The sequence below is a fragment of the Paraburkholderia domus genome (genome assembly GCF_905220705.1).
GTDB lineage: Bacteria > Pseudomonadota > Gammaproteobacteria > Burkholderiales > Burkholderiaceae > Paraburkholderia > Paraburkholderia domus.
Map to the genome: position 1 here is coordinate 56,265 of NZ_CAJNAT010000006.1, position 24,998 is coordinate 81,262.

A 24,998-nucleotide genomic window follows, 5' to 3' on the forward strand; every position below is an offset into this window, starting at 1 on the left:
GACGCGTCAACTTGCACGCGTCTTTTCGATGGGGTTCCGTATCGCTTCGCCTTCGCTCAGTCGCCGGACAGCTTCCACTTGCCGCCGACAATCTCCACCATCACGCGCGCCCGCTGGTCGAGGCCAGCGTGGTCGTTCGCGCTTATGTTGAAGATGCCGTGGGAAGCGGGCATATCTTTAGTGTTTTCCAGTGCCGCACGCAGCGCCTCGCGGAACGCAGGCGTACCCGGCTGACCTTTCTTCAGCGCCAACGGAATCGCGCGTTGCAACAGCAAGCCTGCATCCCATGCGTGACCGCCGAATGTCGATACCGAACCGGCGCCGTACGCGGCTTCGTAAGCATGCTTGTACGCGAGCGAGGTCTTCTTCACCGGGTTCGAATCGGGCAGTTGGTCAGCGACCAGCAGCGGACCGGCCGGCAGATAAGTGCCTTCGCAATCCTTGCCGCACACGCGCAGGAAGTCGTTATTGGCGACGCCGTGCGTCTGATAGTACTTGCCCTTGTAGCCACGTTCCTTGAGGGTCTTTTGTGGCAACGCGGCCGGTGTGCCCGCGCCGGCGATCAGCACCGCATCCGGATTCTGCGACATGATCTTCAGCACTTGACCGGTCACCGAAGCGTCGTTGCGCGCGAAGCGTTCATTCGCGACGATCTTGATCTTCGCAAGATCGGCCGCCTTGCCGAATTCCTTGAACCAGCTTTCGCCATAGGCGTCGGCAAAGCCGATGAATCCGACCGTCTTCACGCCGTGATTGGCCATGTGCTGCGCGATCGCGGTGGCCATCAGAATGTCGTTTTGCGGCGTCTTGAAGACCCATGCGCGCTTCGCATCCATCGGTTCCACGATGCTCGCCGCAGCGGCCATGGAGATCATCGGCGTGGTGCTTTCAGCAGCGACGTCGATCATGGCCAGCGAGTTCGGCACGACGGTCGAGCCGATCAGCGCGTCCACGTGATCTTCGCTGGTGAGCTTGCGTGCGTTCTTGACGGCCTGGGTCGAATCGGTGGCGTCGTCGAGCACGACGTAGTCGATTTTCTGCCCTGCCACTTCTTTAGGCAGCAGTGCAATCGTGTTCTTTTCCGGAATACCGAGCGATGCGGCCGGCCCCGTTGCCGACACCGTCACGCCGATCTTCACGTCCGCGAATGCATATCCGCTCCATGCAGCGGATACCCCGGTGGCGACTAGTGCCGCGCTTATCCAACGCAATGCCGACTTCATCCCGCTCCTCTATCTACCCCGTTATTCATTTGAATTTAAATCCGCAGATTTAAATCACCGACCCAGCGGTCGGTGAATAGCGAGTTTAGCGGACGAAAGCGCCGCGCCGCAAGCATTTTGCAGGGTTGCGGCAGGCAAAATTGGGAGCGGTTCGGTGAATAAAAAAGGGTCACCGAATTAGTGCAAAAATTGAATGGCGAATAACGAAAAGCACAAATAAAAAAAGCGCTGTTGGATATCAATCCAACAGCGCTTTCGTCTGGGCACTTAGTGCCTCATGTCTCCTCGTTCTCCACCTGCAAAATTCGTGGTGCATCAGAACTGCATGAAGATTAAACGAGCACCTAACTGCTTACAACTAGCAATTACCCTAGTGGTGCACTGCGGCACAAAATTGGGGCACGTTTGTGTGGCTTGGGTTGTACAGCCCGTCGCAACGCACAAAGCAGGATCCAGTGTGATCGACTTCAAAACCGCCGAATTGTATCGGATGCCGAAGCAATTTAAAAATACGCGGCGCTTCAGGCCCGCAACGGCCTCACTCTCGCCACGATCTCACCGACAATGCCGCGCCGGAACGCCAGCACGCAAGCGATGAAAATCACGCCAGTAACGATGGTCACGGATTCGCCCAGCGACCGGAACCAATCGACGCCCGTCGACGAAGCGAGCGCCGTGCCGATATCGCCCAAACGGTCTTCGAGCGCAACGATCAGCGCCGCGCCGAGCAGCGGCCCGAACAGCGTGCCCATGCCGCCGACGAGCGTCATCAGGATCACGAGGCCCGACATCGTCCAGTACGCGTCGCTCAGCGTCTCGAAGCCTTGCACCAGCACCTTGAGAGAGCCCGCCAGACCAGCGAGCCCCGCAGACAGAATGAACGCCAGCAGCTTGAAGCGATCGGTGTCGTAACCGAGCGATACGGCGCGCGGCTCGTTCTCCTTGATCGCCACCAGCACCTGCCCGAACGGCGAGTGCACGATCCGCACGATCAGCAGGAACGCCAGCACCATCACCGCCAGCACCACAAAATACAGCGTCACATCCGACGAGAGATCCAGCAAGCCGAACAGCTTCCCGCGCGGCACGCCTTGCAGGCCGTCCTCACCGTGCGTGAACGGCGCCTGCAGGAACACGAAGTAGACCATTTGCGCGAGCGCCAGCGTCACCATCGCAAAGTAGATGCCCTGCCGACGGATCGCAAACAGCCCGACCACCAGCCCGAGCAGCGTTGCCGCAGCGGTGCCGGCCAGCACGCCCAGTTCCGGAGAGAAGCCTAGCGTCTGCATCGCATAGCCGGTGACGTAACCGGCCGAAGCGAGAAACATCGCATGACCGAACGAGAGCAAGCCGGTGTAGCCGATCAGCAGATTGAAGGCCGCCGCGAACAAGGCGAAGCACAGCACCTTCATGACGAATAGCGGATAGATGCCGAGCACGGGCACCGCGAGAAGCGCGATCAACAGCAGACCGTAGAGCACTTTTCTCTGCATCATTTTTCCTTGCCGAAGAGACCCGCCGGGCGCACCAGCAGCACGAGCGCCATGATCACGAAGACGACGGTCGCGGACGCTTCCGGGTAAAACACACGCGTCAGCCCTTCGATCACCCCAAGCAACAGGCCGGTAAGAATCGAGCCCATGATCGAACCCATGCCGCCGATCACGACCACTGCGAACACCGTGATGATCATCGGCTGGCCCATTAGCGGCGAGACCTGAATCACCGGCGCGGCGAGCACGCCGGCGAACGCCGCCAGCGCGACACCAAAGCCATACGTGAGCGTGATCATCAGCGGCACGTTGACACCGAACGCCTCGACCAGCTTCGGGTTTTCGGTGCCCGCGCGCAGATAGGCGCCGAGGCGCGTTTTTTCGATCACAAACCACGTTGCGAAGCAGACCGTGAGCGACGCCACCACCACCCACGCCCGATAGTTCGGCAGGAACATGAAGCCGAGATCGGTCGCACCGGAGAGTGCCGACGGCACGTCGTACGGTTGCCCAGACGAACCGTAGATCGAACGGAACACGCCTTCGACAACCAGCGTGAGTCCGAAGGTGAGCAGCAGCCCGTACAGGTGATCGAGCTTGTACAGCCAGCGCAGCATCGAGCGTTCGATCAGGATGCCGAACACGCCGACGATCAGCGGCGCGAGCACCAGCATCACCCAATACGGCAGACCGAAATACGAGAAGCCCATCCACGCGAGCATCGCGCCGAGCATGAACAGCGCGCCATGCGCGAAGTTGATCACGTTGAGCAAGCCGAAGATCACCGCAAGGCCCAGGCTCAGAATCGCGTAGAACGAGCCGTTCACGAGCCCCAGCAACAGCTGGCTCAGCATTGCCGGTAGCGGAACGCCAAAGATTTCCATTGAAGCCTTAATCCCTTAAGCCATCGCCAGGGTGAGATCGCTTACGCACGATCCAGCCGGCGTGCGACCGGCGAGCCATCCGCACGATCGCAAACGGCATGTGAAGCGGTTCGCCGTCAGTCTGTGTACCATCGAGGCGCTATGCATCGCCCACCAGGTATAGCAGACAGACGGTCATGTGGTTATCAGCCTGCCCTTATTTCCACAACGCGCAGCGCGTTTCAGCCTTGGTCGTGAACGCCTGCTCGCCGGGGATCGTCGCAGTGATCTTGTAGTAGTCCCACGGCTCTTTGGATTCGGCCGGCGTCTTCACCTGCATCAGGTACATATCGTGGATCATGCTGCCGTCCTGACGGATGTAGCCCTTCGCGTAGAAGTCGTCGATCTTGGCCTTCTTCAGTTGCGCCATCACCTTGTCGGAATCGGTCGAACCGACCGCCTGCACGGCCTTCAGGTAAGTCATGGTCGCCGAGTAGTCGGCGGCCTGCAGGCTCGACGGCATCTTCTTCATCTTGTCGAAGTAGCGCCGCGCCCACGCGCGCGTGGTGGCGTCCTTGTTCCAATACCAACTGTCTGTCAGCACCAGGCCTTGGGTCGTTTCCAGACCCAGACTGTGGACATCGTCGATAAACATCAGTAGTGCGGCCAGTTTCATCGTCTTCGTGATGCCGAATTCCTTGGCAGCCTTGATCGAGTTGATCGTGTCGCCGCCCGCGTTGGCGAGGCCGAGAATTTGCGCCTTCGACGCTTGCGCCTGCAACAGGAACGACGAGAAGTCCGATGCCGACAGCGGGTGACGCACGGCGCCCAGTACCTGACCACCGTTGGCCTTCACCACGTCCGACGTATTCTTTTCGAGCGCCTTGCCGAACGCGTAGTCAGCCGTCAGGAAGTACCACGTCTTGCCACCCTGCTTCGTCACCGCCGAACCCGTGCCCTTGGCGAGCGCCGTCGTGTCGTATGCATAGTGGATCGTGTACGGCGTGCATTGCTCGTTGGTCAGGGTGTCGGCGCCCGCGCCGATGCTGATATAGACCTTGTGCTTCTCACCGGCCACCGTATTCATCGACAGCCCGGTTGCCGAATTCGTGCCGCCGATCAGCAGATCGACGCCGTCGCGATCGAACCATTCGCGCGCCCGCGACGCAGCGATGTCCGCCTTGTTCTGGTGATCGGCATAAACCACCGAGATCGGCTTGCCATTGACCTTGCCGCCGAAGTCGGCCACGGCCATGCGGATCGCCTCGAGACCGCCCTGGCCGTCAATATCCGCATACAGACCCGACATGTCGGTGATGAAGCCGATCTTCACGGCATCGTCAGCGGCCTGCGCGCTGCCCATCGTCAACGCGGCGCCGGCGGCAACCGCAAAACACAGTGTGGCAAGTCGCGCGAGTGGGTTCTTTTTCATTCCTGTCTCCTTGATTCTTCGCTTGTGGTTATCAGAGGCAATCGGACGCTTTTTTATACGCCCAGTAGGTCGTGCAGTATCGGCATCTTGCTTTCGAGTTCACTGGATTCGAAGTGTTCGACGATGCCGCCGTGCTCCATCACGTAGAAGCGATCGGCGAGCGGCGCGGCAAAGCGGAAATTCTGTTCGACCATCACGACGGTGTAGCCGCGCGCCTTGAGCGTCATGATCATGCGGGCGAGCGCCTGCACGATCACCGGCGCAAGGCCTTCCGAGATTTCGTCGAGTAGCAGCAAACTCGCGCCGGTGCGCAGAATCCGCGCGACGGCCAGCATCTGCTGTTCGCCGCCCGAGAGCCGCGTGCCTTGGCTCATGCGGCGTTCCTGCAGATTCGGAAACATCGAATAGATTTCTTCGAGCGACATCATGTGCGCCTTGTCGCCGACGGGTGGCGGCAACAGCAGATTTTCCTCACACGAGAGGCTCGAAAAAATCCCCCGCTCTTCCGGGCAATAACCGATGCCGCAATGGGCGATGCGATGGGTGGGCAGGTTGATGGTCTCGCGCCCGCCGATGCGGATCGAACCGGTGCGCCGGCCGGTCAGCCCCATGATCGCGCGCAGTGTGGTGGTGCGCCCCGCGCCGTTACGGCCCAACAGCGTGACGACTTCGCCGCGGTTTACCGTCAAATCGACGCCATGCAGGATATGGGACTCCCCGTACCATGCCTGCAAACCCGCGATCTCCAGCGCGGGGGCACCGCCAGCCGTACCGCTCACTTCGAGGCTTTCACGCTCGGCAATCGTATTCATGCGTGGGCTCCGGCGAGCGCCGCATCGGCGCTGCCCATATAGGCTTGCATCACGAGCGGATTTTTCGACACCTCGGCGTAGCTGCCTTCGGCGAGCACTTCACCCCGTTGCAGCACGGTAATGGTGTCGGAGATGCCGGCGATCACGTTCATGTTGTGCTCGACCATCAGAATCGTGCGTCCGCTCGATACTTTTTTGATCAACGCGGTAACGCGATCGACGTCTTCATGGCCCATGCCTTGCGTCGGTTCGTCGAGCAGCATCAGCTCCGGCTCCATGGCGAGCGTGGTGGCAATTTCCAGCGCGCGTTTGCGGCCGTATGAAAGCTCGACGGTCAAAACATCGGCGAAATCGGTCAAGCCCACCTGGGTAAGCAAATCCATCGCGCGGTCGTCAAGCTGACGCAGCGTGCGTTCGCTCTTCCAGAAATGAAATGCTGTGCCGAGCACGCGCTGCAAACCGATACGCACATTCTGCAATGCTGTCAGATGCGGAAATACAGCAGAGATCTGAAACGAGCGGATGATGCCGCGCCGCGCGATTTGCGCCGGCCGTTCGTTGGTGATGTCGATACCGTTAAAGACGATCTGGCCCGCCGTCGGCTCGAGGAATTTGGTGAGCAGATTGAAGCAGGTGGTCTTGCCTGCCCCATTAGGGCCGATCAGCGCATGGATCGAGCCACGGCGCACGCGCAGGTTCACACCGTTCACGGCGATGAAGCCTTTGAACTCGCGGGTGAGGCCGCGCGTTTCGAGAATCGTATCGCCGAGAATCATGTTCCCTTCCATACGGAGTAAGGCGAAGCATTACGATCTTTCGCGCAAACGGCTGCGCGACTTTGTGTGACGGCGGCACCCCCGTGCCGCTCGTTGGCGTGCTGCACCAATCCGGACGGTAGTCCATGGGGCGGCACGCAGCATGGCTGCCATTGTCGCGCCAATGATGCAGCGCATTCATCGGGATTTGCACTTAGTGGATGACAACTGCCTGAGGCAGGCTCGCCGCATGCTCAAACGGCATCCGCACCTTGCTCGGGGGCGTGCATGAGGATGGTCGAACAGTGCTTCGACCCTGCTCAAGGCACGCCAGGGGGAAGTCCGAGGCACGCGTCGCAGCCTCGGCTTCCACTGTCATACGGTGTGTCACACGGCGGACATGGACGACGCAGCGCTCGTCTGGACCAGAACGCTGCCGGCCAGGCGTGCGCGGCGGTCTTCACGGATCATGTCGCTGGCGCGTTCAGCGATCATCAGCGTCGGCGAATTGGTGTTGCCCGAGGTGATGGACGGCATGACGGAAGCATCGACGACGCGCAGACCGTCAACTCCGATAACTCGTAGGCGGTTGTCGACTACCGCGCCGGGATCGTCGACGGCACCCATTCGGCAGGTGCCCACCGGATGAAAGATGGTGGTGCCGACCGCGCCTGCGGCCTGCTGAAGTTCTTCTTCGGTCTGGTACTGAACCCCGGGCAGAATCTCTTGCGGCCGATAGCGCGCGAGCGCGGGCGCTGCGGCAATACGGCGCGTGAGACGCAGTGCGTTGGCCGCGACGTGCCGGTCGTAGTCCGTCGACAGATAATTCGGCGCGATCAACGGTGGCGCCGAGGCATCGGTCGAATCGATGTGAATGCTGCCGCGCGAGGTCGGGCGCAACTGACACACCGACGCCGTGAACGCATTGAAACGATGCAGCGGCTCACCGAAGCGGTCGAGCGAGAGCGGTTGCACGTGATACTCGAGGTCTGGGCGAGTGAGTGAGCGATCATCCGGATCCGATTTGGCGAAGGCGCCGAGTTGCGACGGCGACATCGACATGGGACCACTTTGAAAGAGTGCGTACTGCATGCCAATCATCAGCTTGCCCCACCAATGGGCGGAGGCAGTATTGAGCGTGCGCACGCCGTCTACTTTGTAGGCCATGCGCAATTGCAGATGGTCCTGCAGATTTTCGCCAACGCCGGGCAGATCCTTCACGACCTCGATGCCGAGATTTTGCAACCGTGTGCCGTTGCCGATGCCGGACAGTTCGAGCAATTGCGGCGAGTTGACTGCGCCCGAACTGAGGATCACTTCGCAACGGGCTTTGGCGAGATAGTCGGTGTTATCGCCGCGATACTCGACACCGGTGCAGCGGCGTCCTTCGAACACGACGCGCTGGGTGTGCGCACCGGTGATGACGGTGAGATTCGGGCGCTTGAGCGCTGGACGCAAGAATGCTTTCGACGCGTTCCAACGGATACCGCGTTTCTGATTGACGTCGAAGTAGCCAACGCCGGTGTTGTCGCCGCGGTTGAAGTCGTCGGTGGCGGGTATGCCGGCTTGTTGTGCGGCTTGTGAAAACTCTTCGAGGATCTTCCATTTCAGGCGCTGCTTTTCGACGCGCCATGGGCCGCCTGCGCCATGCGATTCGGACGCGCCGGCGTGATGATCTTCGCTGCGTTTGAAGATGGGCAGGACCGAGTTCCAGGACCAGGAGGCGTCGTTGGTGACGCGGGCCCATTCATCATAGTCCTCGCGCTGGCCGCGCATGTAGATCATGCCGTTGATTGATGAGCTGCCGCCTAATACTCTGCCCCGTGGGTATGAGAGGGAGCGGCCGTTCAGGCCGGGTTCTGATTGGGTTTTGTAAAGCCAATCCGTACGGGGATTGCCAATGCAGTAGAGATAGCCTACAGGCACGTGGATCCAGTGGTAGTCGTCTTTGCCGCCGGCTTCTAACAGTAGGACTTGTGTTTCTGGATCTTCGGTCAGGCGGTTGGCCAGGACGCAGCCTGCCGTGCCGGCGCCGACTATGATGTAGTCGAATTCGCCTTCCAGGCGGGGGGGCGCCAGTGGCGTTTTTTCGGTGTTGCTCATTGTTTCGTCTCCTAAGCTTTTTTGCCTGCTCGGCGGTTTTTTCTGTGCGCTTACGGTGTTGGCCTTTCCTTGTTTTCTTAGTGGTCTATTAGTGTTGCCCCTGTGCGGGGCGGCACTTACTTTCTTTGCCGCCGCAAAGAAAGATAAGCAAAGAAAGCGGCTCAACCCGCCAATTCTTATGCGGGTCCCCCGCGCAGTCGCGGTAGTGGAGCATCTGGAATCTGTGTTCTCGCAAATTCAGCTCTGGTGACAAGGCAATCATTCTTCCGGCGACGCTGCGCGCGCCGAACAGCACTTCATAAAAACGTTGGTTCACTTGGCGCCCACTCCGTTCACGTATGTCAGCTGCCCGATGCTTCACTCAGCACCCCGTACCCACACTTGCTCGCTGTCAACTGCATCCGCTTGCGCAACGTACCACCAAGCGATCAGGCGCCTCGCCGAGGCGAAGCCGATGGCCCCACCACACCCAACCAAAGCCCCAGGTCTCCCTGGCAGACCCATCCGCGACGCACGTAGTGCGGAGTGGGAGCTGATGAATCCTTTGTCACTCACGCTGAAGGCGCGAGGGCTCGGATTCCAGATGCACCACTGCCTCCTCCAAGCCAAGGGACCCGCTTATGAGCTGGCGGGTTGAGCCGCTTTCTTTGCTTATCTTTCTTTGCGGCGGCAAAGAAAGTAAGTGCCGCCCCGCACAGGGGCAACGCTAATAGACCATTAACAAATCAAGGAAAGGCCAACGCCGTAGGCAAACAACCCCAAAGCGCCCCGCAGGCAAAAAAAACCCTATTTCGCCACAGGCATAGTGAACTCAGCCCCCTTGGCGATGCTATCCGGCCACCGCTGCATGATGCTCTTATACCGCGTATAAAACCGAACACCCTCCTCCCCATAGGCATGGTGATCACCAAAAAGAGACCTCTTCCACCCACCAAAAGAATGCCAGGCCATAGGCACAGGAATCGGCACATTAATGCCAACCATCCCAATCTGGATCTGCCGCGAAAAAGCCCGAGCCACCCCACCGTCGGAGGTAAACAACGACACCCCATTAGCAAACTCGTTAGCGTTAATCAGCCCGACAGCAGAAGCAAAATCCGGCACCCGCACGACACACAGCACCGGACCAAAAATCTCTTCGCGATAAATCTTCATCTCGGTCGAGACGTCGTCGAACAAAGTGCCACCGAGAAAGAACCCCTTCTCATGCCCAGCCACCTGATGGCCGCGCCCATCGACAACCAGCTTCGCACCAGCCGCAACGCCGGCATCGATATAACCCGTCACTTTCTCGCGATGCGCCGCCGTCACCAACGGCCCCATCTCGGCTTCCGATTCCATCCCGTTGAGAATCTTCAGGCTCTTCACCCGCGGTGTCAGTCGCTCGATCAATTCATCGGCAATATGCCCCACCGCAACCGCCACCGAAATCGCCATGCACCGCTCGCCCGCGGAACCATAGGCAGCGCCGATCAACGCATCGACAGCCTGATCGAGGTCCGCGTCCGGCATCACCACGAGGTGGTTCTTCGCACCGCCCAAAGCCTGCACGCGCTTGCCGTGCTTGGTGCCTTCCGTATAGATGTACTCGGCAATCGGCGTCGAACCGACAAACGACAACGCGCTCACCTCGGGATGCACAAGCAATGCATCAACCGCCACCTTGTCGCCATGCACGACATTGAACACGCCATCCGGCAAACCCGCTTCTTTCAGCAGTTCAGCCAATCGGTTCGAGACAGACGGATCACGCTCCGACGGCTTCAGCACGAACGTGTTGCCGCAGGCAATCGCCACCGGGAACATCCAGCACGGCACCATCATCGGGAAATTGAACGGCGTAATGCCGGCCACCACACCCAGCGGTTGACGCAAATTCCAGTTGTCGATGCCGCCGCCAATCTGGTCGGTAAAGTCGGTCTTCAGCAAATTCGGAATGCCGCACGCGAACTCGACGATCTCAATGCCGCGCATCACCTCGCCCTTCGCATCCGAAAACACCTTGCCGTGCTCGCGGGTGATCAACTCCGCCAGTTCGTCATGGTGACGGTCGAGCAATTCCTTGAACTTGAACAGCACGCGCGCCCGCTTGATCGGCGCGGTTTCGCTCCATGCCGGAAACGCAGCACCGGCGGCGGCGACCGCCGCGTCGACTTCAGCGACGCTCGCCAGCGGCACGCGGGCGCTCACGCTGCCAAGCGCAGGATTGAAGACGTCACCAAAGCGGCCGCTCGTGCCCTCGACTTTCTTGCCATTGATGAAATGGGTTAGCGCGCGTGCACTCGTCTCGCTCCGGACAGCATCGTCCTGATATGTCTCGCTCATCTTCGTGTCCTCTTTCTGTGAATGTCTTCCGCCACCGCAAACGGCGTGATGAACGCAAGCGTACGGCGCTTCGGGGCGACAAATCCAATGAGTAATGCTCAACAGCGCTATAAGCCGAGCTAATATCAGGATATGGATCTGACTCTGCTACGGGCGTTCGTTACCGTCGCACGCGAGGGCAATCTCACGCGTGCCGCGGTCCACCTTCACCTGACCCAACCTGCCGTCAGCCTGCAAATCAAGCACTTGCAGGAGACGCTCGGCGTGACGCTGTTCACGCGGACGTCGCACGGGCTTTCGCTGACACGCGACGGCCAGGCCCTGTTGCCCCATGCGGAACGCGCGCTGGGCGCCGCGAGCGACGTGCAGCGCGCGGCGGCGGCGCTGCGCCACGAAGTGCGCGGTCGCTTGCGGATCGGCACGATTCTCGACCCGGCTTTTCTGCGCCTCGGCGGATTTCTCAAGCAACTGGTGGAAACCTGGCCGCACATCGAAACGGCGCTGCGCCACGGCATGTCGGGCTGGGTGCTGGAGCAGGTGCGCGCGGGCGAGTTGGATGTCGGCTACTACATCGGCTTGCCGTCCGACGACGATACGCGTGACGTCGCCGCCTTCCACGCCGTCACGCTCACCCACTTCCAGTACCGCGTGCTGGCGCCGGCCGGCTGGAAAGACCGCGTGAAAGGCGCGCGCGACTGGCGTTCGCTCGCCGCACTGCCCTGGATCTGGACGCCGCCCGCATCTGCGCACAATAGATTGTTGTCGCGCTGCTTTGGTGAAGCCGGCGTAAAACCGGTTAAGGTAGCGGAAGTGGACCAGGAGCCGTCGATGCTCGATCTGGTCAAATCAGGTGTCGGTCTTACGCTCGCGCGTGATGCCACGGCGATCGCCGAAGCTCACGCGCACGCGTTGACCATCGTAGAAGGTGTCACCGTGCCGACCCAGCTCAGCTTTATTACGCTAGCGGAGCGCAAAGACGAACCGGTGATTGCCGCAGCATTGAAGTTGATCGAGCAGCAGTGGGCGGTATGACCGCGGCATGAGGGCCGGTCTGAGTGCACAACCGAAGCGATATGAGCCACTCTCATGACAGCCGCTCACCGTGCGGCCGCTGGTCTGGCCCACAGGCTCGTCCGTGCTGACCGCCCCTGGCGGTCGTACGTGCTGCTCACATTGGCAGGCCATTCTCGTCGGCCCCGGCATCTGAAACGACACCGTCACGCGCTTTTTGTTAGATTGGGGGTTCGCGCTCACGCGCCGGCTCCGCATCGTTTTGTTCCGCCTGATTTTGTCCTTCCCGGCAGCTTCGCCCCGGCAACACCGGAAGCCGCCGACCACTCCATCCTTCGACAGGAGCCTGACATGGCACGCAACATTGAAATCAAAGCCCGCGCCCAGCATTTCGAGCAACTGCGCGAACGCGCCGCGAAGCTCGCGCCGGACGCGCCGCTGATCTTCCGCCAGCAGGACTTTTTCTACGATGTGCCGCGCGGGCGCCTGAAGCTGCGCCAGTTCGACGACGGCACGCCGGCCGAACTGATCTTCTATCAGCGCGACGACCGCGACGGCCCGAAGGCGTCGTATTACACGCGTAGCCCGGTGACCAACCCTGAAGCGATGCACGCGTTGCTCGCCACGGCACTGACCACGCGCGGCATCGTGACGAAGGAACGTCACGTTTATCTGACGGGCCGTACGCGGATTCATCTGGACCGCGTCGATGGTCTCGGCGACTTCATCGAGCTCGAAGTCCTGCTGGCTCAAGAGGACGACGAAGAAGGCGGCCACGCCGAAGCGCACGCGATGTTCGCGACCCTCGGCGTGCCGGAATCGGACCTGGTGGCGGTGGCCTACGTCGATTTGCTGAACCCGGACAGCGAACCGAAGCAAGCTGCGTAAAACTGATGCATCGCGGGTCGCGGCAGAATCAATCCGGGAACAGCGGCCCCCAAAGACCCAAAACGCCAGAAAGGCGGGAAGCTGCCGCATCAAGCGGCGGCGGCCCCCGGCGACAGATGGCCGAGCGGCAACGGTCCATTGCGCTTGAACGTGGTCAACACGATATTGGAGCGCACGCTGTCGACGCCCGGCACACGCATCAACTTCTTCATCACGAACGTCGAGAGGTAATTCAGATCGGGGGCCACGATGCGCAGCAGATAATCGGCGTCGCCGACCACCGCGTGGCATTCCAGAACTTCCGGTAGCACCTCGATCTGCTGCTGGAATTGCTCGATGATCGAGTCGCCGTGATGCTTCAACTTCAGGCTCGTAAAAGCCGTCACGCCGAGCCCGAGTTTTTCCGGACGCAGCACGACGCGATAACCGTCCACCACACCGACCTGCTCCAACCGCTGCAAGCGCCGCCCGATCTGCGACGGCGACAGCGGTACCTGCTCAGCCAATTGCTGATGGGTGGCCCGGCCAAAGCGCTGTAGAACGTCCAGCAGCGCGAGATCGAAGTGATCGAGTTCTAACATGATCGATATCCGCATTTAGACCGTGATTAATGCACGATTATTGCATATCAAAGCACCATAGCGCTGTCATTGCGCCCTTTCCGCACGTCTGCCGCTCTACACTTGCATCACCGTTTCAACCCGCAGTCACCGTAGAGCGCGCAGCAATATGTCCACAGCCAACACCGCCAAACTCAAAGAGCAATTCGATGCCGGTCTCGAAACCCGCGCCGATTTCACCATCGACCAGCCAACCGAACGATACGGCGCAGTCGACCACGCTGTATGGCAACAGCTTTATGCACGCCAGACCGCGCTGCTCAAGGGTCGTGTGTGCGATGAGTTTCTGGCAGGCGTCGACTGTATCGGCATGCCGCCCGACCGGGTGCCCTTCTTCGACGAAATCAACGCAAAACTAACGCCCGCAACGGGTTGGCAAATCGTCGCCGTGCCCGGACTCGTGCCCGACCAGGTGTTCTTCGAACATCTGGCGAACCGCCGCTTTCCCGTGACATGGTGGATGCGCCGCCCCGACCAGCTCGATTATCTGCAGGAGCCGGACTGTTTTCACGATCTGTTCGGCCACGTGCCGCTGCTAATCAATCCGGTGTTTGCAAACTACATGCACGCGTATGGCCGCGCCGCGCTCGCCGCTAATGATGCCGGCGCGCTGCCACTGCTCGCGCGGCTCTATTGGTACACAGTCGAGTTCGGCCTGATCCGCGACGCGGCGAGTCCGAACGGCGTGAAGATCTACGGTGCAGGCATCGTCTCGAGCAAAGGCGAGACGCTCTACAGCCAGCAGAGCGCGGCACCGAACCGGCTCGGCTTCGATCTCGAACGGGTGATGCGCACGCGCTACCGCATCGACACGTTCCAGAAAACCTACTTCGTGATCGACGACTTCACACAATTGTTCGGCGTCACGCAAACCGACTTCGCGCCGCTACTGGCGAAGCTGGCCGCAGAGCCGGCGTTCGCGGCAGGCGACGTGCTCAAGCGCGATCGCGTCATCACGCGCGGCACGCAGGAAGGCTGGCAAACCGACGGCGATATCTGACGACCCAAGCTGAACAGGCCGACAGCAGGCTAATGGCATCCGTGAAAAAATAGCGGATGCGCACGCCCACCGGCGCGCCTGTTCAGATCAACGAGGTAGCACCATGATTAACAAACTGACTTCCGAAGAACGCGCAACGCAGGTCGCGGAACTGCACGGCTGGCAAGCCGTGGCGGGACGCGACGCGATCCAGCGCCATTTCAAATTCGCCGACTTCAACGAAGCATTCGGCTTCATGACGCGCGTGGCGATCAAGGCTCAGGAGATGGACCACCACCCGGAATGGTTCAACGTGTACAACAAGGTGGAGATCACGCTGTCGACGCACGAAGCCAATGGTTTGACCGAGCGGGACATCAAATTGGCACGATTTATCGACACTATTACAGTGTAATACAAGCGCTCAGGTGCACTAATGCACCCCGAATCGAATGATTTGACGGAAATGAAAGGACATTGCAGGCAATTCGACGCCCAAACCTTCAGTTCTACAGGCTATTATTAAGGCGCACGTAAGAATCCCACGCAAGCCTTGCAATCCCGTCCAAACGATCCGGCGATAGCGTCTGCTGACGCTGTACAATCATCAGCGCATACGGCTTGGAGAGCGCGCTTGCCTCCTTGCACAGAACGAGTTCGTCGCCGCTCGAAGGTGAGCGGGCGCGCCAGAAGTTGATCGCGGCTTCCAGTTCGTGAATCGTTATCTCGGACATGACTTCGTGATCGCTCGTTGGCCGCATTAACGCTGCTCGATAGCTGCTTCGTGGTCACTTCGTGCCAGTTCGGCATGGCCATGCCGCACGCTGCCTGTGCAGCAGGCGCCCCGGCGAACCGCTTGCCCAGACGCCTAAACCCATTGTACTTGAGCGAAATCCATGCGACTCCTTCTGATCGAAGATGACCGCCCCATCGCACGCGGCATCCAAAGCAGTCTCGAACAAGCCGGCTTCACCGTCGACATGGTCCATGACGGCATTTTCGCCGAACAGGCCCTCACCCAAAACCGCCACGAACTGGTGATCCTCGATCTGGGCCTGCCCGGTATCGACGGTATGACACTGCTCGCGCGCTTCCGTCAGAGCAATCGTCACACGCCGGTGATCATCCTCACCGCGCGCGACGAGTTGAACGACCGCGTGCAAGGTCTGAATTCCGGCGCGGACGACTACATGCTGAAGCCGTTCGAACCCACCGAACTCGAAGCGCGCATTCGTGCGGTCATGCGCCGCAGTGGCCCGCACGGCGATATGCCGCGTCCGGAAGTCTCGCTGGGCGGTGTGCGCCTGTCGGGCGTCGATCGCCGTATTTTCAACGACGACAAGCCGCTCGAACTGTCGCCGCGCGAATTCGCGGTGCTCGAAATGCTGCTGCTGCGCCACGGCCGCGTGGTTAGCAAGGCTCAGTTGCAAGACCATCTGACGCACTTCGGCGGCGATCTCGGCGATACCGCGATTGAAGTCTATGTGCACCGGGTGCGTAAAAAGCTCGAGAACTGCCGTGTCGAAATCGTCACGGTGCGCGGCTTCGGTTACCTGTTGCAGGAAATCCGCCAGGCCGCATAATCGTCGCAAGGGCCGCGATCTGTGTTGCGGCCTGACAGCGCCGGGCCGGCGCCGCGCACACGGTGCGTAAATCGCCGGCATCCGGCGAATTTTCACGGCGCCACGGTGCTTTTCGCCGTTGCCTCTTTCCCGCGCGTTCGATCATGCCCCAGCCGGCCGCCAATAGTCTGCGCCGCACGCTGCTGCGGCGCCTCGCTGCTCCCCTTTCGCTGCTCGCACTGATGAGCGGCCTGATCGCTTACTGGCTGGCGTGGCAGTACACGCAGCACGTGGTCGACCGCTCGCTCGCCGATCTCGCCACCGCGATCTCCAAACAGATCCAGATTGCCGGCCCCGACGCCAAGGTGACGGTGCCGCCGCTCGCGCAGGCCATGTTCTCCGATCCGGTCGAACAACTCGTCTATCGGATCAGCAACGGCGACACCGAAATCGCCGGCGACCACAATCTGCCGCTGCAGGGCACTAGCGTGCGACGTATGCATTACGCGTACGTATTCGAAACACAGCACGACGGTGTGACGGTGCGCGTGGCGCAAGTACGCGTCGACCAGCCCACCGGCAATCCGATCGTCGTCGAAGTGGGTCAGCCGGTGCATCACCGTTTTCGCATCGCTGCCGAGTTTCTGGTCGCGATCATGATGCCGCTGCTGTTGCTACTGCTGGCGGGCTGGGTCATCGTGTGGCGCGTCGTCAATCAACAGCTCAATCCACTGACCGACCTCGCGGATTCGTTGAATCGGCAAACCCACACATCGCTCGAACCGGTGGACGAGACCTATGTTCCAGTCGAGATCCGGCCGCTCACCGGCGCGTTGAACGCGCTGCTCGATCGTCTGAAAACCGCCCTCGACGGCCAGCGCAAATTTATCGCCGACGCCGCGCATCAGCTGCGCACGCCACTCACCGCTGTCAAGCTGCATGCGGAACAGGCCGCGGTCGCACGCGACCCGCAGCAGACGCTTGCCGCGGTCCGTGAACTGCGCGCTGCGGCCGATCGCGCCGTGCGGCTGTCGAATCAGTTGCTTTCGCTGGCGCGCGCGGAGCCGGGCGAACAGGCGGCACGTTTCGTCAACGTGGATATGGCCGCGCTCGCTTTCGATACCGGTGCGGAATGGGTGCCTCGTGCGTTGACTTTCCACGTCGACCTGGGCTTCCAGCGCCTCGACGATCCTGCCAACGATCACCCGTTAATGGCGCGCGGCAATCCGGTGCTGCTGCACGAAGTCATCGCCAATCTGCTGGATAACGCGCTCAAGTACGTGCCGCCATCGCGCTTCGATGGCGGTCGCATTACCGTGACGGTCTCGCAAACGGTGATAGACGATCGGCGCATGGCCGAGATCGCCGTCGAAGACAATGGGCCAGGTGTGCCGCTTACGCAGCAAGCCGATCTGTTCAAACGGTTCTTCCGTGGCGACGGTCAGAGTGAGGCCGGCGTGGATAGCGGTGCCGGTCTCGGTCTCGCGATTGTCCACGACATCATGGTGCTGCATCACGGCAGCGTGCATTACGAGGATGCGCCGGAAGGCGGTGCGCGCTTCATCGTGCGTATTCCGCTGATAGCGGCCAGCGTTCAACGCGACGTCGATCCCGAGGCGCGGCGCCCGGCAAAAAAATCGGCGCACTCGGCGCCGATCGATATCTGACTCTGCAGTGGTTCGAAGTCCTGCCGCGGGCTGCCTTGAGTTCACTTACGTTCAACTCAGGCAACCCGCGTTTCATTTCTTCTTCGTTTTTTTCGCCGACGTCTTCACTTTGCTGGCCAATTTGTCGGACTTGGAAGCGCCCTTTTCTTTCTCGGCCGGTGCCAGCATCGTGCCGCGGCACTTACGAGCGCCGCAACGGCATTCGTATTCCTTCTTGAGCTTCTTGGTCTGGCGCGCGTCGATGACGAGACCGTAGTCGTAAAAGATCTCCTCACCTTCAGCGATGTCGCGCAATGCATGCACGTACACGTGACCGTCGATCTCTTCGGCTTCGCAGTTCGGCGCGCATGAATGGTTGATCCAGCGCGCGCTGTTGCCGTCCACTTTACCGTCGATCACCTTGCCGCTATCGAGCGCGAAGTAGAACGTGTGATTCGGTTCGTCCGGATTATGCGGATGACGGCGCAATGCTTCCTTCCAGGAGATCCGCTCACCCTTGTATTCGATCAGCCGTTCGCCGGCCGCAATCGGCTCGGTGGCAAACACGCCTTTGCCGTGCACACCCGAACGGCGCACGGCGATCCTGCGTGAACTCATTGAATGAATCCTTGTGAAGAACTGGGGGTGAAGATCCGGCAGCCGCCAGAAATGCCCGCGTCTAACGCGCTGCTTTTTCTGACGCGGATAGCAAACGCGGCGCCTTGCGAGCGCCGCGTCGACCTGTGACGCTCATGCGCCACATCCGGCATCCTACACGCTCAAGATGGCTTCGTTCAACCATCAATAAGACGTACGCGCTCAAGGCGCATTGGCAGGTTCACCGTTGTCCGAAGGAAATGTCGCCGAACAGTGCTTTTTGCTCGCGCGGCTGTGAACGCCAGTACTGCGGCGGCGCTACGACAGTCGCGCCGAGTTGCGCCGCGGCATGCCACGGCCAGCGCGGGTTGTACAACAGCGCGCGAGCCAGCGCGATCAGATCAGCATCGCCCTCTTCGATCAGTTGTTCAGCATGCAGCGGATCGGTAATCAGGCCCACGCCGATGGTAGTGAGGCCCGTCGCCTGTTTGACGGCTCTCGCGAACGGGATCTGGTAGCCCGGCTCAAGCGGAATCTTCTGCAACGGCGAGACACCGCCGGACGATACGTCGATCCAGTCGCAGCCGCGCTTTTTCAACTCCTGCGCGAACGCGATCGTGTCCTCGAGCGTCCAGCCGCCTTCGACCCAGTCGGTCGCCGAGACACGCACGCCAACCGGTTTGTCGGCGGGAAACGCTGCGCGCACGACGTCGAAGATCTCGAGTGGAAAGCGCATGCGGTTCTCGAGCGAACCGCCATATTCGTCGCTGCGTTGATTGGCGATCGGCGACAGGAACTGATGCAGCAAATAGCCGTGTGCCGCGTGCACTTCCAGTGCGTCGACGCCGAGGCGCGCGGCGCGGCGCGCAGAGGCCGCGAAGGCTTCGCGGATCCGGTTCAATGCGGGCGTGTCGAGTGCAAGCGGGGGCTCTTCACCCGCTTTGTGCGGCAACGCTGACGGCGCATGTGGCAGCCAGCCGCCTTGCGAGACCGGAATCAGCTGGCCGCCTTCCCAAGGTGCCTGACTCGACGCCTTGCGCCCCGCATGCGCCAACTGTATCGCGACGCGAATAGGCGAATGCTTGCGGATTGCGGCGAGAACGGGCACAAGTGCGGCTTCGGTGGCGTCGTCCCACAGTCCGAGATCGCCCGGCGTGATGCGGCCATCCGGTTCAACGGAGGTCGCCTCGATGCACAACAGGCCGGCGCCGGATAACGCGAGACTGCCAAGATGGATCATGTGCCACGCCGTCGCCTCGCCACGTTCGGCGGAATACTGGCACATCGGAGAGACGACGATACGATTAGGAAGCGTCACGCTACGCAGCGTGAGCGGAGAAAAGAGCGCGCTCATGGATTACGCCTAGTAAATACCAAAGAGCGAACGAGCATAGCACCGCGGATGATTGTCTGCAGGTGCCCGCAGATCAGGGTTTCGGCTCAACCTGATCGAGCCACTCGCTGAACATCCGGCGCGCGGCGGCTTCCAGCGTCGGACCGAACTGCGCAGTCTCGGCCCGCAACTGACGCGCATCGATACCGTGGCCGGCAATCTCACCGGCGTTACCGATCAACCAGGGCTCGAACCGGTCGGCGCGAATCTCCGGATGACATTGCAGGCCCAGCACGTGACCGCCCCAGGCGAACGCCTGGTTTTCGCACGCAGGCGTCGAGGCGAGACGCGTGGCGTTGTCGGGAAGATCGAACGTGTCGCCGTGCCAATGCAGCATCGATGTGTGCGCGCCGTCCAGATGACGCACCGGTGAAACACGGCCCGCATCGGTGAGCGTAAGCGGTGTCCAGCCGAGTTCGGTATGGCCTGCGGGATAGACGCGCGCACCGAGCGCACGCGCGATCAATTGCGCGCCGAGGCAGATGCCGAGCGTCGGCAAACCGGCGGCAATCCGCCTTTCGATCATGGAAAGCAACGGTACGAGCGTCGGGTAAAGCGCGTCGTCGGTTGCACTGATCGGGCCGCCGAGTACGACCATGAGCGATGCGGCAACCGGGTTCGGTGCTTCGATACGGGCAAAGCCGACGTCGAGATAGCGCACCGGGCGACCACGTTCGCCGAGCTCCAGCTCAAGACTGCCCAGATCCTCGAAGTGCACGTGGCGAATGGCCAGAACTTCGCGATTCATCAGCCTGTCCCACCTTCAGGTTGACTAAAGACTTGCCGCTACACGGCGCGAACCGGCCAGCGGACGGCAATCGCCGCCCGCCGGAACCCGGCTTGGCAGTGTAGCGGATTGTCCCGGAAGAAGCCGCCTTATTGGGCGAAGATCTTCCAGGTCTTCTTCTGGGTGGCAACGTCGGCCGCTTCGTACACCGAGCAATCGAGACGCAGATCCGTGTCCGACATATTCATGTCGAGCAGCCCGCAGTGATGCGGCGTCTTCTTCGGATTCTTGCTCGGCTCGAAGTGCGTGCAGCTCAGGCACATGCGGTGCGGCGGAATGGTGCCCTGCGCTTCCAGCTGGTGGATGGTCTTGAGCAGCGTGCGATAGAACAGCGTCTGCTCTTCGTCGCGCAGCGTGCCGACCGCTTTGGCCAAGAAGTCCGGCCATTGCGCAGCGCGCTTGGCGGCGGTGCGGCCGCGCGCCGTCAGACGGACCGCGAGGGCGCGACCGTCGTCGAGGGCACGGCGCTTTTCGACCAAGCCCTTGGTCTCGAGCGTGCTCACGGCATCGCTGGTGGTCGCGGCCGTCAGGGCCGTTTCACGGGCGATTTCGCCAAGACGCATCGGGCCCTTGCGCTGCATCAGCAAGACCAGAATTTCGCCTTGGGTCGGCGTAAGGCCTGCGCCCTCCGCCCATTCCCAAGCCTGGCTCCGCATCGCCGTGCTCAATCGCAATAGGCTGTGGGTCACTCGCCCGGTTGCCTTTTCTCCGTATACGCCTTCGCTCATAATCTTCGTTTGGTTTATTAAAGCTTGCGTGCGATGCCGGCAGAACCTCTGCCAAGCACACCCGTAGCCTGTGTGGGGTAGCCTCGCCCAAAAGCAGACGAGACGGTTTCTACTATCTCAAAAATTTACCGCCTTGCAAGCCAAAGGCAGCGAAAACGACATTCTATGCGAGACCGGCCAATCGTACAGCTAAGTTATCCAACACAAGCTGTGGATAACCATGGGAAAACACAGGGGATGGCGTGTGTGCCGATTCTTGATAAGCCACGTGCCACCTCTGCCCTTACAAAAGTTGTCCTCGTTTACCGGCACCGATGCGCCTCGGATCAGCCCAGTTATAGTTTACATAGCGCGTTGACTTTTCAGGGAATTATTCAGTTGTCCACAGGCAGATGCAATGCTTGTTAACTACTACTACGTTTGTATACGTAAACTTTAGAAAAACCTAAAGCCCCGCGAGCTGGAAATTTATTTACGAAAAAAAACCCGCACGAAGCGGGTCTTCCTTACGGTTTAACGTAAGCAATCCTGTATCTGGCTAGGCTCGCCACTGCAGACACTGCTGCCTTACAGCTTCGTGCAAGGATTTTTCCTGGTCGAAGACGCCGCGTAGCCACGTCGCGTCATTCACCTGCCCACGCGCGATCGCACCGATTTCGGCAAGCGCTTTGCCCGAACCCAATGCTTCGGCGTGCGGCGCAATCAGATCCAGCGTTTCGAGGATGTCTTCGGAAATCGTCTTGCGTTCGCTCGTTTGCGGATTGATGCAGTTGCCGGCCAGACCGAAGCGACATGCTTCAAAACGGTTGAACGTGTAGACAAGGTAATCGTCTTCCTTCGGCGTGATCGGCTTGTCGAGCAGCAAATGCCGTGCAAGCGTCTGGATGTAGCAGGCAATCGCCGCGGCGCGATCCACTGAAAACGGCGTATCCATCACGCGCACTTCGATCGTCCCGAAACCCGGCTTCGGCCGGATGTCCCAGTAAAAATCCTTCATGCTGTTGACCACGCCGGTGTGAACCATCTTCGAGAAATACTCTTCGAAGCTGTCCCACGTCAGCACGAACGGCGCTCGGCCGGACAGCGGAAACGCGAACACGGAATTCAGGCGTGCCGAATGAAAACCGGTGTCCACACCTTGCACGAACGGGGATGAAGCCGACAATGCGATGAAATGCGGAATGAAGCGCGACATGGAATGCAGCAGATACAGCGCGCTATTCGGATTCGGACAGCCGATGTGCACGTGCTGGCCGAACACCGTAAATTGCTTGGCAAGGTAACCGTACAACTCCGAAAGATACTGAAAGCGCGGTGTATCGACGATCTGCCGTTCGCTCCATTGCTGGAACGCATGTGTGCCGCCGCCGCACAAGCCGACGTTCAGGTGATCGGCCGCGGAAACCAGCGTGTCGCGGATCTTACGCAAATCGGTGACGGCCTGTTCGTGCGTCGTGCAAATACCAGTCGACAACTCGATCATGCTTTCGGTTATTTCCGGCGTGATGTTGCCGGGAATTTTTTCGTCCTTGATGAGGCGCATCAGATCCGAGCCGGCTTTGGTCAGATCATAGTCGTGCGTATTGACGATCTGCATTTCGAGTTCGACACCGAATGTGAACGGTTTCGAATCGATGAAGGGTTCGAGTGACATGGCGTCCCCTAAGTCAGGTCGGCCGGTGTGTGTCACATGCGTGTGTCACACACCGGCCGTTTTTTAAGCGAATAAGCTGGATAAAGCGCGCAAATCACGCGCCTGAAGAATCGAGTGGCGGTGCGCGCTTACTCTTCGCGCCGTTCGGCCACCAGTGCAAGGCTGCGGTACACGAGCCACGGGCCGAGAATCTGCAGCACGAAGATCGAACACATCACGATGGCCCGCAATTGCGGATCGAAATTCGGATAAAGGTTGTACGTATCGTCGACGAGCAGGTACGCGAGCGCCGACATGGGCGATAACGACAGACCGAGCGCCATGCCCTGCTTCCAGTTCAAGCCGCTCGGCTTGGCGAATGCCATCACGCCCACCAGTTTCGCAACCAGACGCGCAACAATCAGACCCAGCGCCGCGACACCGCCGAGCGCGATGTCTTTCCATTCGAATGAAGTTAGCGTCAACACGAACAGAATCACGGTCAACAACCAGCCGGCCGTGCCGAAATGTTCCGGCCACAACTGCGGACGCGCTTCAAGATTCTTCACGATGATGCCTGCGGCCAGCAATGCAAGAATGGTGGAAAGCTTGAACACATGCGCCACCGCAATGGCCAGCAGCACGAGGCCGAACAGCGCGACGAACGAATGCTCGTCCTGCATGTTCAGGCGTCGATAAAAAAACGTGCAGGTGCGTGCCAACAGATAGGCCAGCACGAGCGAGCCGACCAGCAGATAGAGCGGCTGCAGAATCGTGGCGTATACGTTGCCATAAACCTCCTGATGCAACCAGCTGGAGACAAGCTTTTCGATCACCACCGCATACATGCTGTTCAGCGCGGTAAGGGTCAACAAACGTTGGGTCACCTGGCCTTCCGCACGCAACTCGGTTTTGAGCTGGATCACCATCGCCGGCGAAGTCGCCATGGCAATCGCGGCGAGCACCGTTGCCACGATCAGCGGCACCTTCAGGAACAACAAAACCGGCAAAACCAGCGCGAATGTCAGCGTGGCTTCGGCGATGCTCGACAGGATCAGCCAGGGATTGCGGCGAATCCAGCGCAGATCGAGCCGGCTGCCAAGTTCGAATAACAACAAACCCAGTGCGACATCAAGCAACGGCCGCGCGGCGCTTGCGGAATCCGCGTCGATCACGCCGAAACCCGCTGCGCCTGCTACCAGACCGATGACTGCATAGCCGGAAATGCGCGGCAAACGCCATGCGCGATAGCAGAGTTCGCCGCACAGACCCGCGGCGAGCAATGCAAGACCAGCCCAAAAAATGGCGTCAGGAGTGAGGGGCCAGGCTGGAAAAAATGAAAACGCCGACTTCATTGTGATGGGTTCTCCTTGGCAGCAACGGCAGACGACACGAACCGGTGCAAACACCGGCGAGCGGATGGGCGCATGAGGCGCTCACTGTCGCGATCGCTTCGCGTGATCAGCGTTGCGAGTTTTCAATGATCGGAAGATCTGAATGCGCAGCAGCCGCAGGGAGCGCGGCGCATTCTGGGGTGCGGCCGCAGCAACCGGCACGGCACGGTGAAAGAACGCCGTCGACTTTGAATCAGATTCTGATTGAGCGGCACCGTTCCATTGCAGCATGTGCCGCCAGAGGCGAAGCACGACGCGAAAAGAACGGCGATTGTGCCATAGCTTTTTCAGGCTTGACCGAAAACACAGGAACATGCAGGCAAAACGGTAAAAACGTACGTTATCTTCGTGCGATGAGGAAAAAGCGACCGTTTTAAAAACGGGTCTGGCTCCCATAGGGTACACAGTCGACGTGGCAGATGTGTTTTTTGGGGCACAGACGGAGGTGTTTTTCAGCGATTTTTGACGCTTCTGATTCGACGATCACGCTCGATCTCGCGATGGCCTTTCTGTTTACAGGTTTACTGTATGTATACGTAGTAACAGTTAACAAGGTGCCTCGTTTTCTGTGGATAACCCCAGTTTACCGAATCAATTCATGAGGTTGCCGCTCGCATAACAGGATGCACAGCGTGTGCGGCAGCGGCGGGTATACAAGGGTAACTTTTCGGGATTTTCGGCGGCACCAAAGTTACCCCGTTTACGTCCACAACGGTTCCACATGAGTTGCGTCGGTAAACGGTGCGGTTATCCA

The 24,998-nt window shown here is 60.2% G+C and carries 23 protein-coding genes; 6 read left to right on the top strand and 17 right to left on the bottom strand.

What is annotated here, in order from left to right; translation table 11 throughout:
• Window positions 1-56: 56 nt before the first annotated feature.
• The 8 genes from KHO31_RS13605 to KHO31_RS13640 form a co-directional block, all read right to left on the bottom strand.
• Entirely contained in the window at window positions 57-1,223 is a 1,167-nt protein-coding gene (locus KHO31_RS13605) for an ABC transporter substrate-binding protein (RefSeq protein ID WP_211623552.1), read from the bottom strand.
• A 521-nt stretch (window positions 1,224-1,744) separates the two neighbouring features.
• Window positions 1,745-2,716: a branched-chain amino acid ABC transporter permease gene (locus KHO31_RS13610; RefSeq protein WP_201072414.1), complete on the bottom strand. Its 972-nt coding sequence runs from the start codon at window positions 2,714-2,716 to the stop codon at window positions 1,745-1,747.
• Window positions 2,716-3,600, bottom strand: a complete 885-nt coding sequence (locus KHO31_RS13615; RefSeq protein ID WP_201071537.1) for a branched-chain amino acid ABC transporter permease — start codon at window positions 3,598-3,600, stop codon at window positions 2,716-2,718. The genes KHO31_RS13610 and KHO31_RS13615 overlap by 1 nt, the downstream gene beginning before the upstream one ends.
• Window positions 3,601-3,796: 196 nt before the next feature.
• Window positions 3,797-5,011, bottom strand: a complete 1,215-nt coding sequence (locus tag KHO31_RS13620; protein ID WP_201071539.1) for an ABC transporter substrate-binding protein — start codon at window positions 5,009-5,011, stop codon at window positions 3,797-3,799.
• 53 nt (window positions 5,012-5,064) lie between these two features.
• Window positions 5,065-5,823: an ABC transporter ATP-binding protein gene (locus KHO31_RS13625; protein ID WP_201071542.1), complete on the bottom strand. Its 759-nt coding sequence runs from the start codon at window positions 5,821-5,823 to the stop codon at window positions 5,065-5,067.
• The gene (locus KHO31_RS13630; protein WP_097390772.1) at window positions 5,820-6,599 is read right to left on the bottom strand and encodes an ABC transporter ATP-binding protein; all 780 of its coding nucleotides are present in this window, start codon (window positions 6,597-6,599) and stop codon (window positions 5,820-5,822) included. The genes KHO31_RS13625 and KHO31_RS13630 overlap by 4 nt, the downstream gene beginning before the upstream one ends.
• 366 nt (window positions 6,600-6,965) lie before the next feature.
• Entirely contained in the window at window positions 6,966-8,681 is a 1,716-nt protein-coding gene (locus KHO31_RS13635; protein WP_211623626.1) for a GMC family oxidoreductase, read from the bottom strand.
• A 786-nt stretch (window positions 8,682-9,467) separates the two neighbouring features.
• Window positions 9,468-11,006: a CoA-acylating methylmalonate-semialdehyde dehydrogenase gene (locus KHO31_RS13640; protein ID WP_201071548.1), complete on the bottom strand. Its 1,539-nt coding sequence runs from the start codon at window positions 11,004-11,006 to the stop codon at window positions 9,468-9,470.
• Window positions 11,007-11,138: 132 nt separating this feature from the next.
• Here KHO31_RS13640 and KHO31_RS13645 point away from each other — a divergent pair, with 132 nt between their 5' ends.
• Window positions 11,139-12,038: a LysR family transcriptional regulator gene (locus KHO31_RS13645; protein ID WP_201071550.1), complete on the top strand. Its 900-nt coding sequence runs from the start codon at window positions 11,139-11,141 to the stop codon at window positions 12,036-12,038.
• Window positions 12,039-12,368: 330 nt separating this feature from the next.
• Window positions 12,369-12,905, top strand: a complete 537-nt coding sequence (locus KHO31_RS13650; RefSeq protein ID WP_201071552.1) for a class IV adenylate cyclase — start codon at window positions 12,369-12,371, stop codon at window positions 12,903-12,905.
• 89 nt (window positions 12,906-12,994) lie between these two features.
• On the opposite strand, the gene KHO31_RS13655 is transcribed toward KHO31_RS13650, so the two are convergent.
• Window positions 12,995-13,486, bottom strand: coding sequence for an Lrp/AsnC family transcriptional regulator (locus KHO31_RS13655; RefSeq protein WP_054042727.1), 492 nt, complete (start codon window positions 13,484-13,486; stop codon window positions 12,995-12,997).
• A 148-nt stretch (window positions 13,487-13,634) separates the two neighbouring features.
• Here KHO31_RS13655 and phhA point away from each other — a divergent pair, with 148 nt between their 5' ends.
• Both phhA and KHO31_RS13665 read left to right on the top strand, forming a co-directional pair.
• Window positions 13,635-14,525 (top strand): phenylalanine 4-monooxygenase, encoded by an 891-nt coding sequence (gene phhA / locus KHO31_RS13660; RefSeq protein ID WP_236061277.1) that lies wholly within the window; start codon window positions 13,635-13,637, stop codon window positions 14,523-14,525.
• Window positions 14,526-14,574: 49 nt separating this feature from the next.
• Window positions 14,575-14,919, top strand: coding sequence for a 4a-hydroxytetrahydrobiopterin dehydratase (locus KHO31_RS13665; RefSeq protein WP_268961903.1), 345 nt, complete (start codon window positions 14,575-14,577; stop codon window positions 14,917-14,919).
• Between the two features lie 94 nt (window positions 14,920-15,013).
• On the opposite strand, the gene KHO31_RS13670 is transcribed toward KHO31_RS13665, so the two are convergent.
• Window positions 15,014-15,238 (bottom strand): DUF3717 domain-containing protein, encoded by a 225-nt coding sequence (locus KHO31_RS13670; protein ID WP_063498128.1) that lies wholly within the window; start codon window positions 15,236-15,238, stop codon window positions 15,014-15,016.
• A gap of 162 nt (window positions 15,239-15,400) precedes the next feature.
• Here KHO31_RS13670 and KHO31_RS13675 point away from each other — a divergent pair, with 162 nt between their 5' ends.
• Window positions 15,401-16,087, top strand: coding sequence for a response regulator transcription factor (locus tag KHO31_RS13675; protein ID WP_028197606.1), 687 nt, complete (start codon window positions 15,401-15,403; stop codon window positions 16,085-16,087).
• Between the two features lie 143 nt (window positions 16,088-16,230).
• Window positions 16,231-17,733 (top strand): sensor histidine kinase, encoded by a 1,503-nt coding sequence (locus tag KHO31_RS13680; RefSeq protein WP_201071556.1) that lies wholly within the window; start codon window positions 16,231-16,233, stop codon window positions 17,731-17,733.
• Between the two features lie 72 nt (window positions 17,734-17,805).
• On the opposite strand, the gene KHO31_RS13685 is transcribed toward KHO31_RS13680, so the two are convergent.
• The 7 genes from KHO31_RS13685 to KHO31_RS13715 all read right to left on the bottom strand — a co-directional run bounded on the left by KHO31_RS13685 (window position 17,806) and on the right by KHO31_RS13715 (window position 24,640).
• Window positions 17,806-18,330, bottom strand: a complete 525-nt coding sequence (locus tag KHO31_RS13685) for an SET domain-containing protein (protein ID WP_201071569.1) — start codon at window positions 18,328-18,330, stop codon at window positions 17,806-17,808.
• A gap of 220 nt (window positions 18,331-18,550) precedes the next feature.
• Window positions 18,551-19,663 carry an NADH:flavin oxidoreductase/NADH oxidase gene (locus KHO31_RS13690; RefSeq protein WP_201071571.1) on the bottom strand — a complete coding sequence of 371 codons (1,113 nt, stop codon included), beginning with the start codon at window positions 19,661-19,663 and terminating at the stop codon, window positions 18,551-18,553.
• A gap of 73 nt (window positions 19,664-19,736) precedes the next feature.
• Window positions 19,737-20,450: a glutamine amidotransferase gene (locus tag KHO31_RS13695; RefSeq protein WP_201085779.1), complete on the bottom strand. Its 714-nt coding sequence runs from the start codon at window positions 20,448-20,450 to the stop codon at window positions 19,737-19,739.
• Window positions 20,451-20,578: 128 nt separating this feature from the next.
• Window positions 20,579-21,217 (bottom strand): MarR family winged helix-turn-helix transcriptional regulator, encoded by a 639-nt coding sequence (locus KHO31_RS13700; RefSeq protein ID WP_201071575.1) that lies wholly within the window; start codon window positions 21,215-21,217, stop codon window positions 20,579-20,581.
• Between the two features lie 538 nt (window positions 21,218-21,755).
• On the bottom strand, window positions 21,756-22,871 hold the full coding sequence (locus KHO31_RS13705) for a YbdK family carboxylate-amine ligase (protein ID WP_201071577.1): 1,116 nt from the start codon (window positions 22,869-22,871) through the stop codon (window positions 21,756-21,758).
• A gap of 128 nt (window positions 22,872-22,999) precedes the next feature.
• A complete protein-coding gene (locus KHO31_RS13710) occupies window positions 23,000-24,205 on the bottom strand; it encodes a cation:proton antiporter (protein ID WP_201071579.1) in 1,206 nt (401 codons plus the stop codon).
• A gap of 81 nt (window positions 24,206-24,286) precedes the next feature.
• On the bottom strand, window positions 24,287-24,640 hold the full coding sequence (locus KHO31_RS13715; protein ID WP_201122022.1) for a hypothetical protein: 354 nt from the start codon (window positions 24,638-24,640) through the stop codon (window positions 24,287-24,289).
• Window positions 24,641-24,998: the final 358 nt, after the last annotated feature.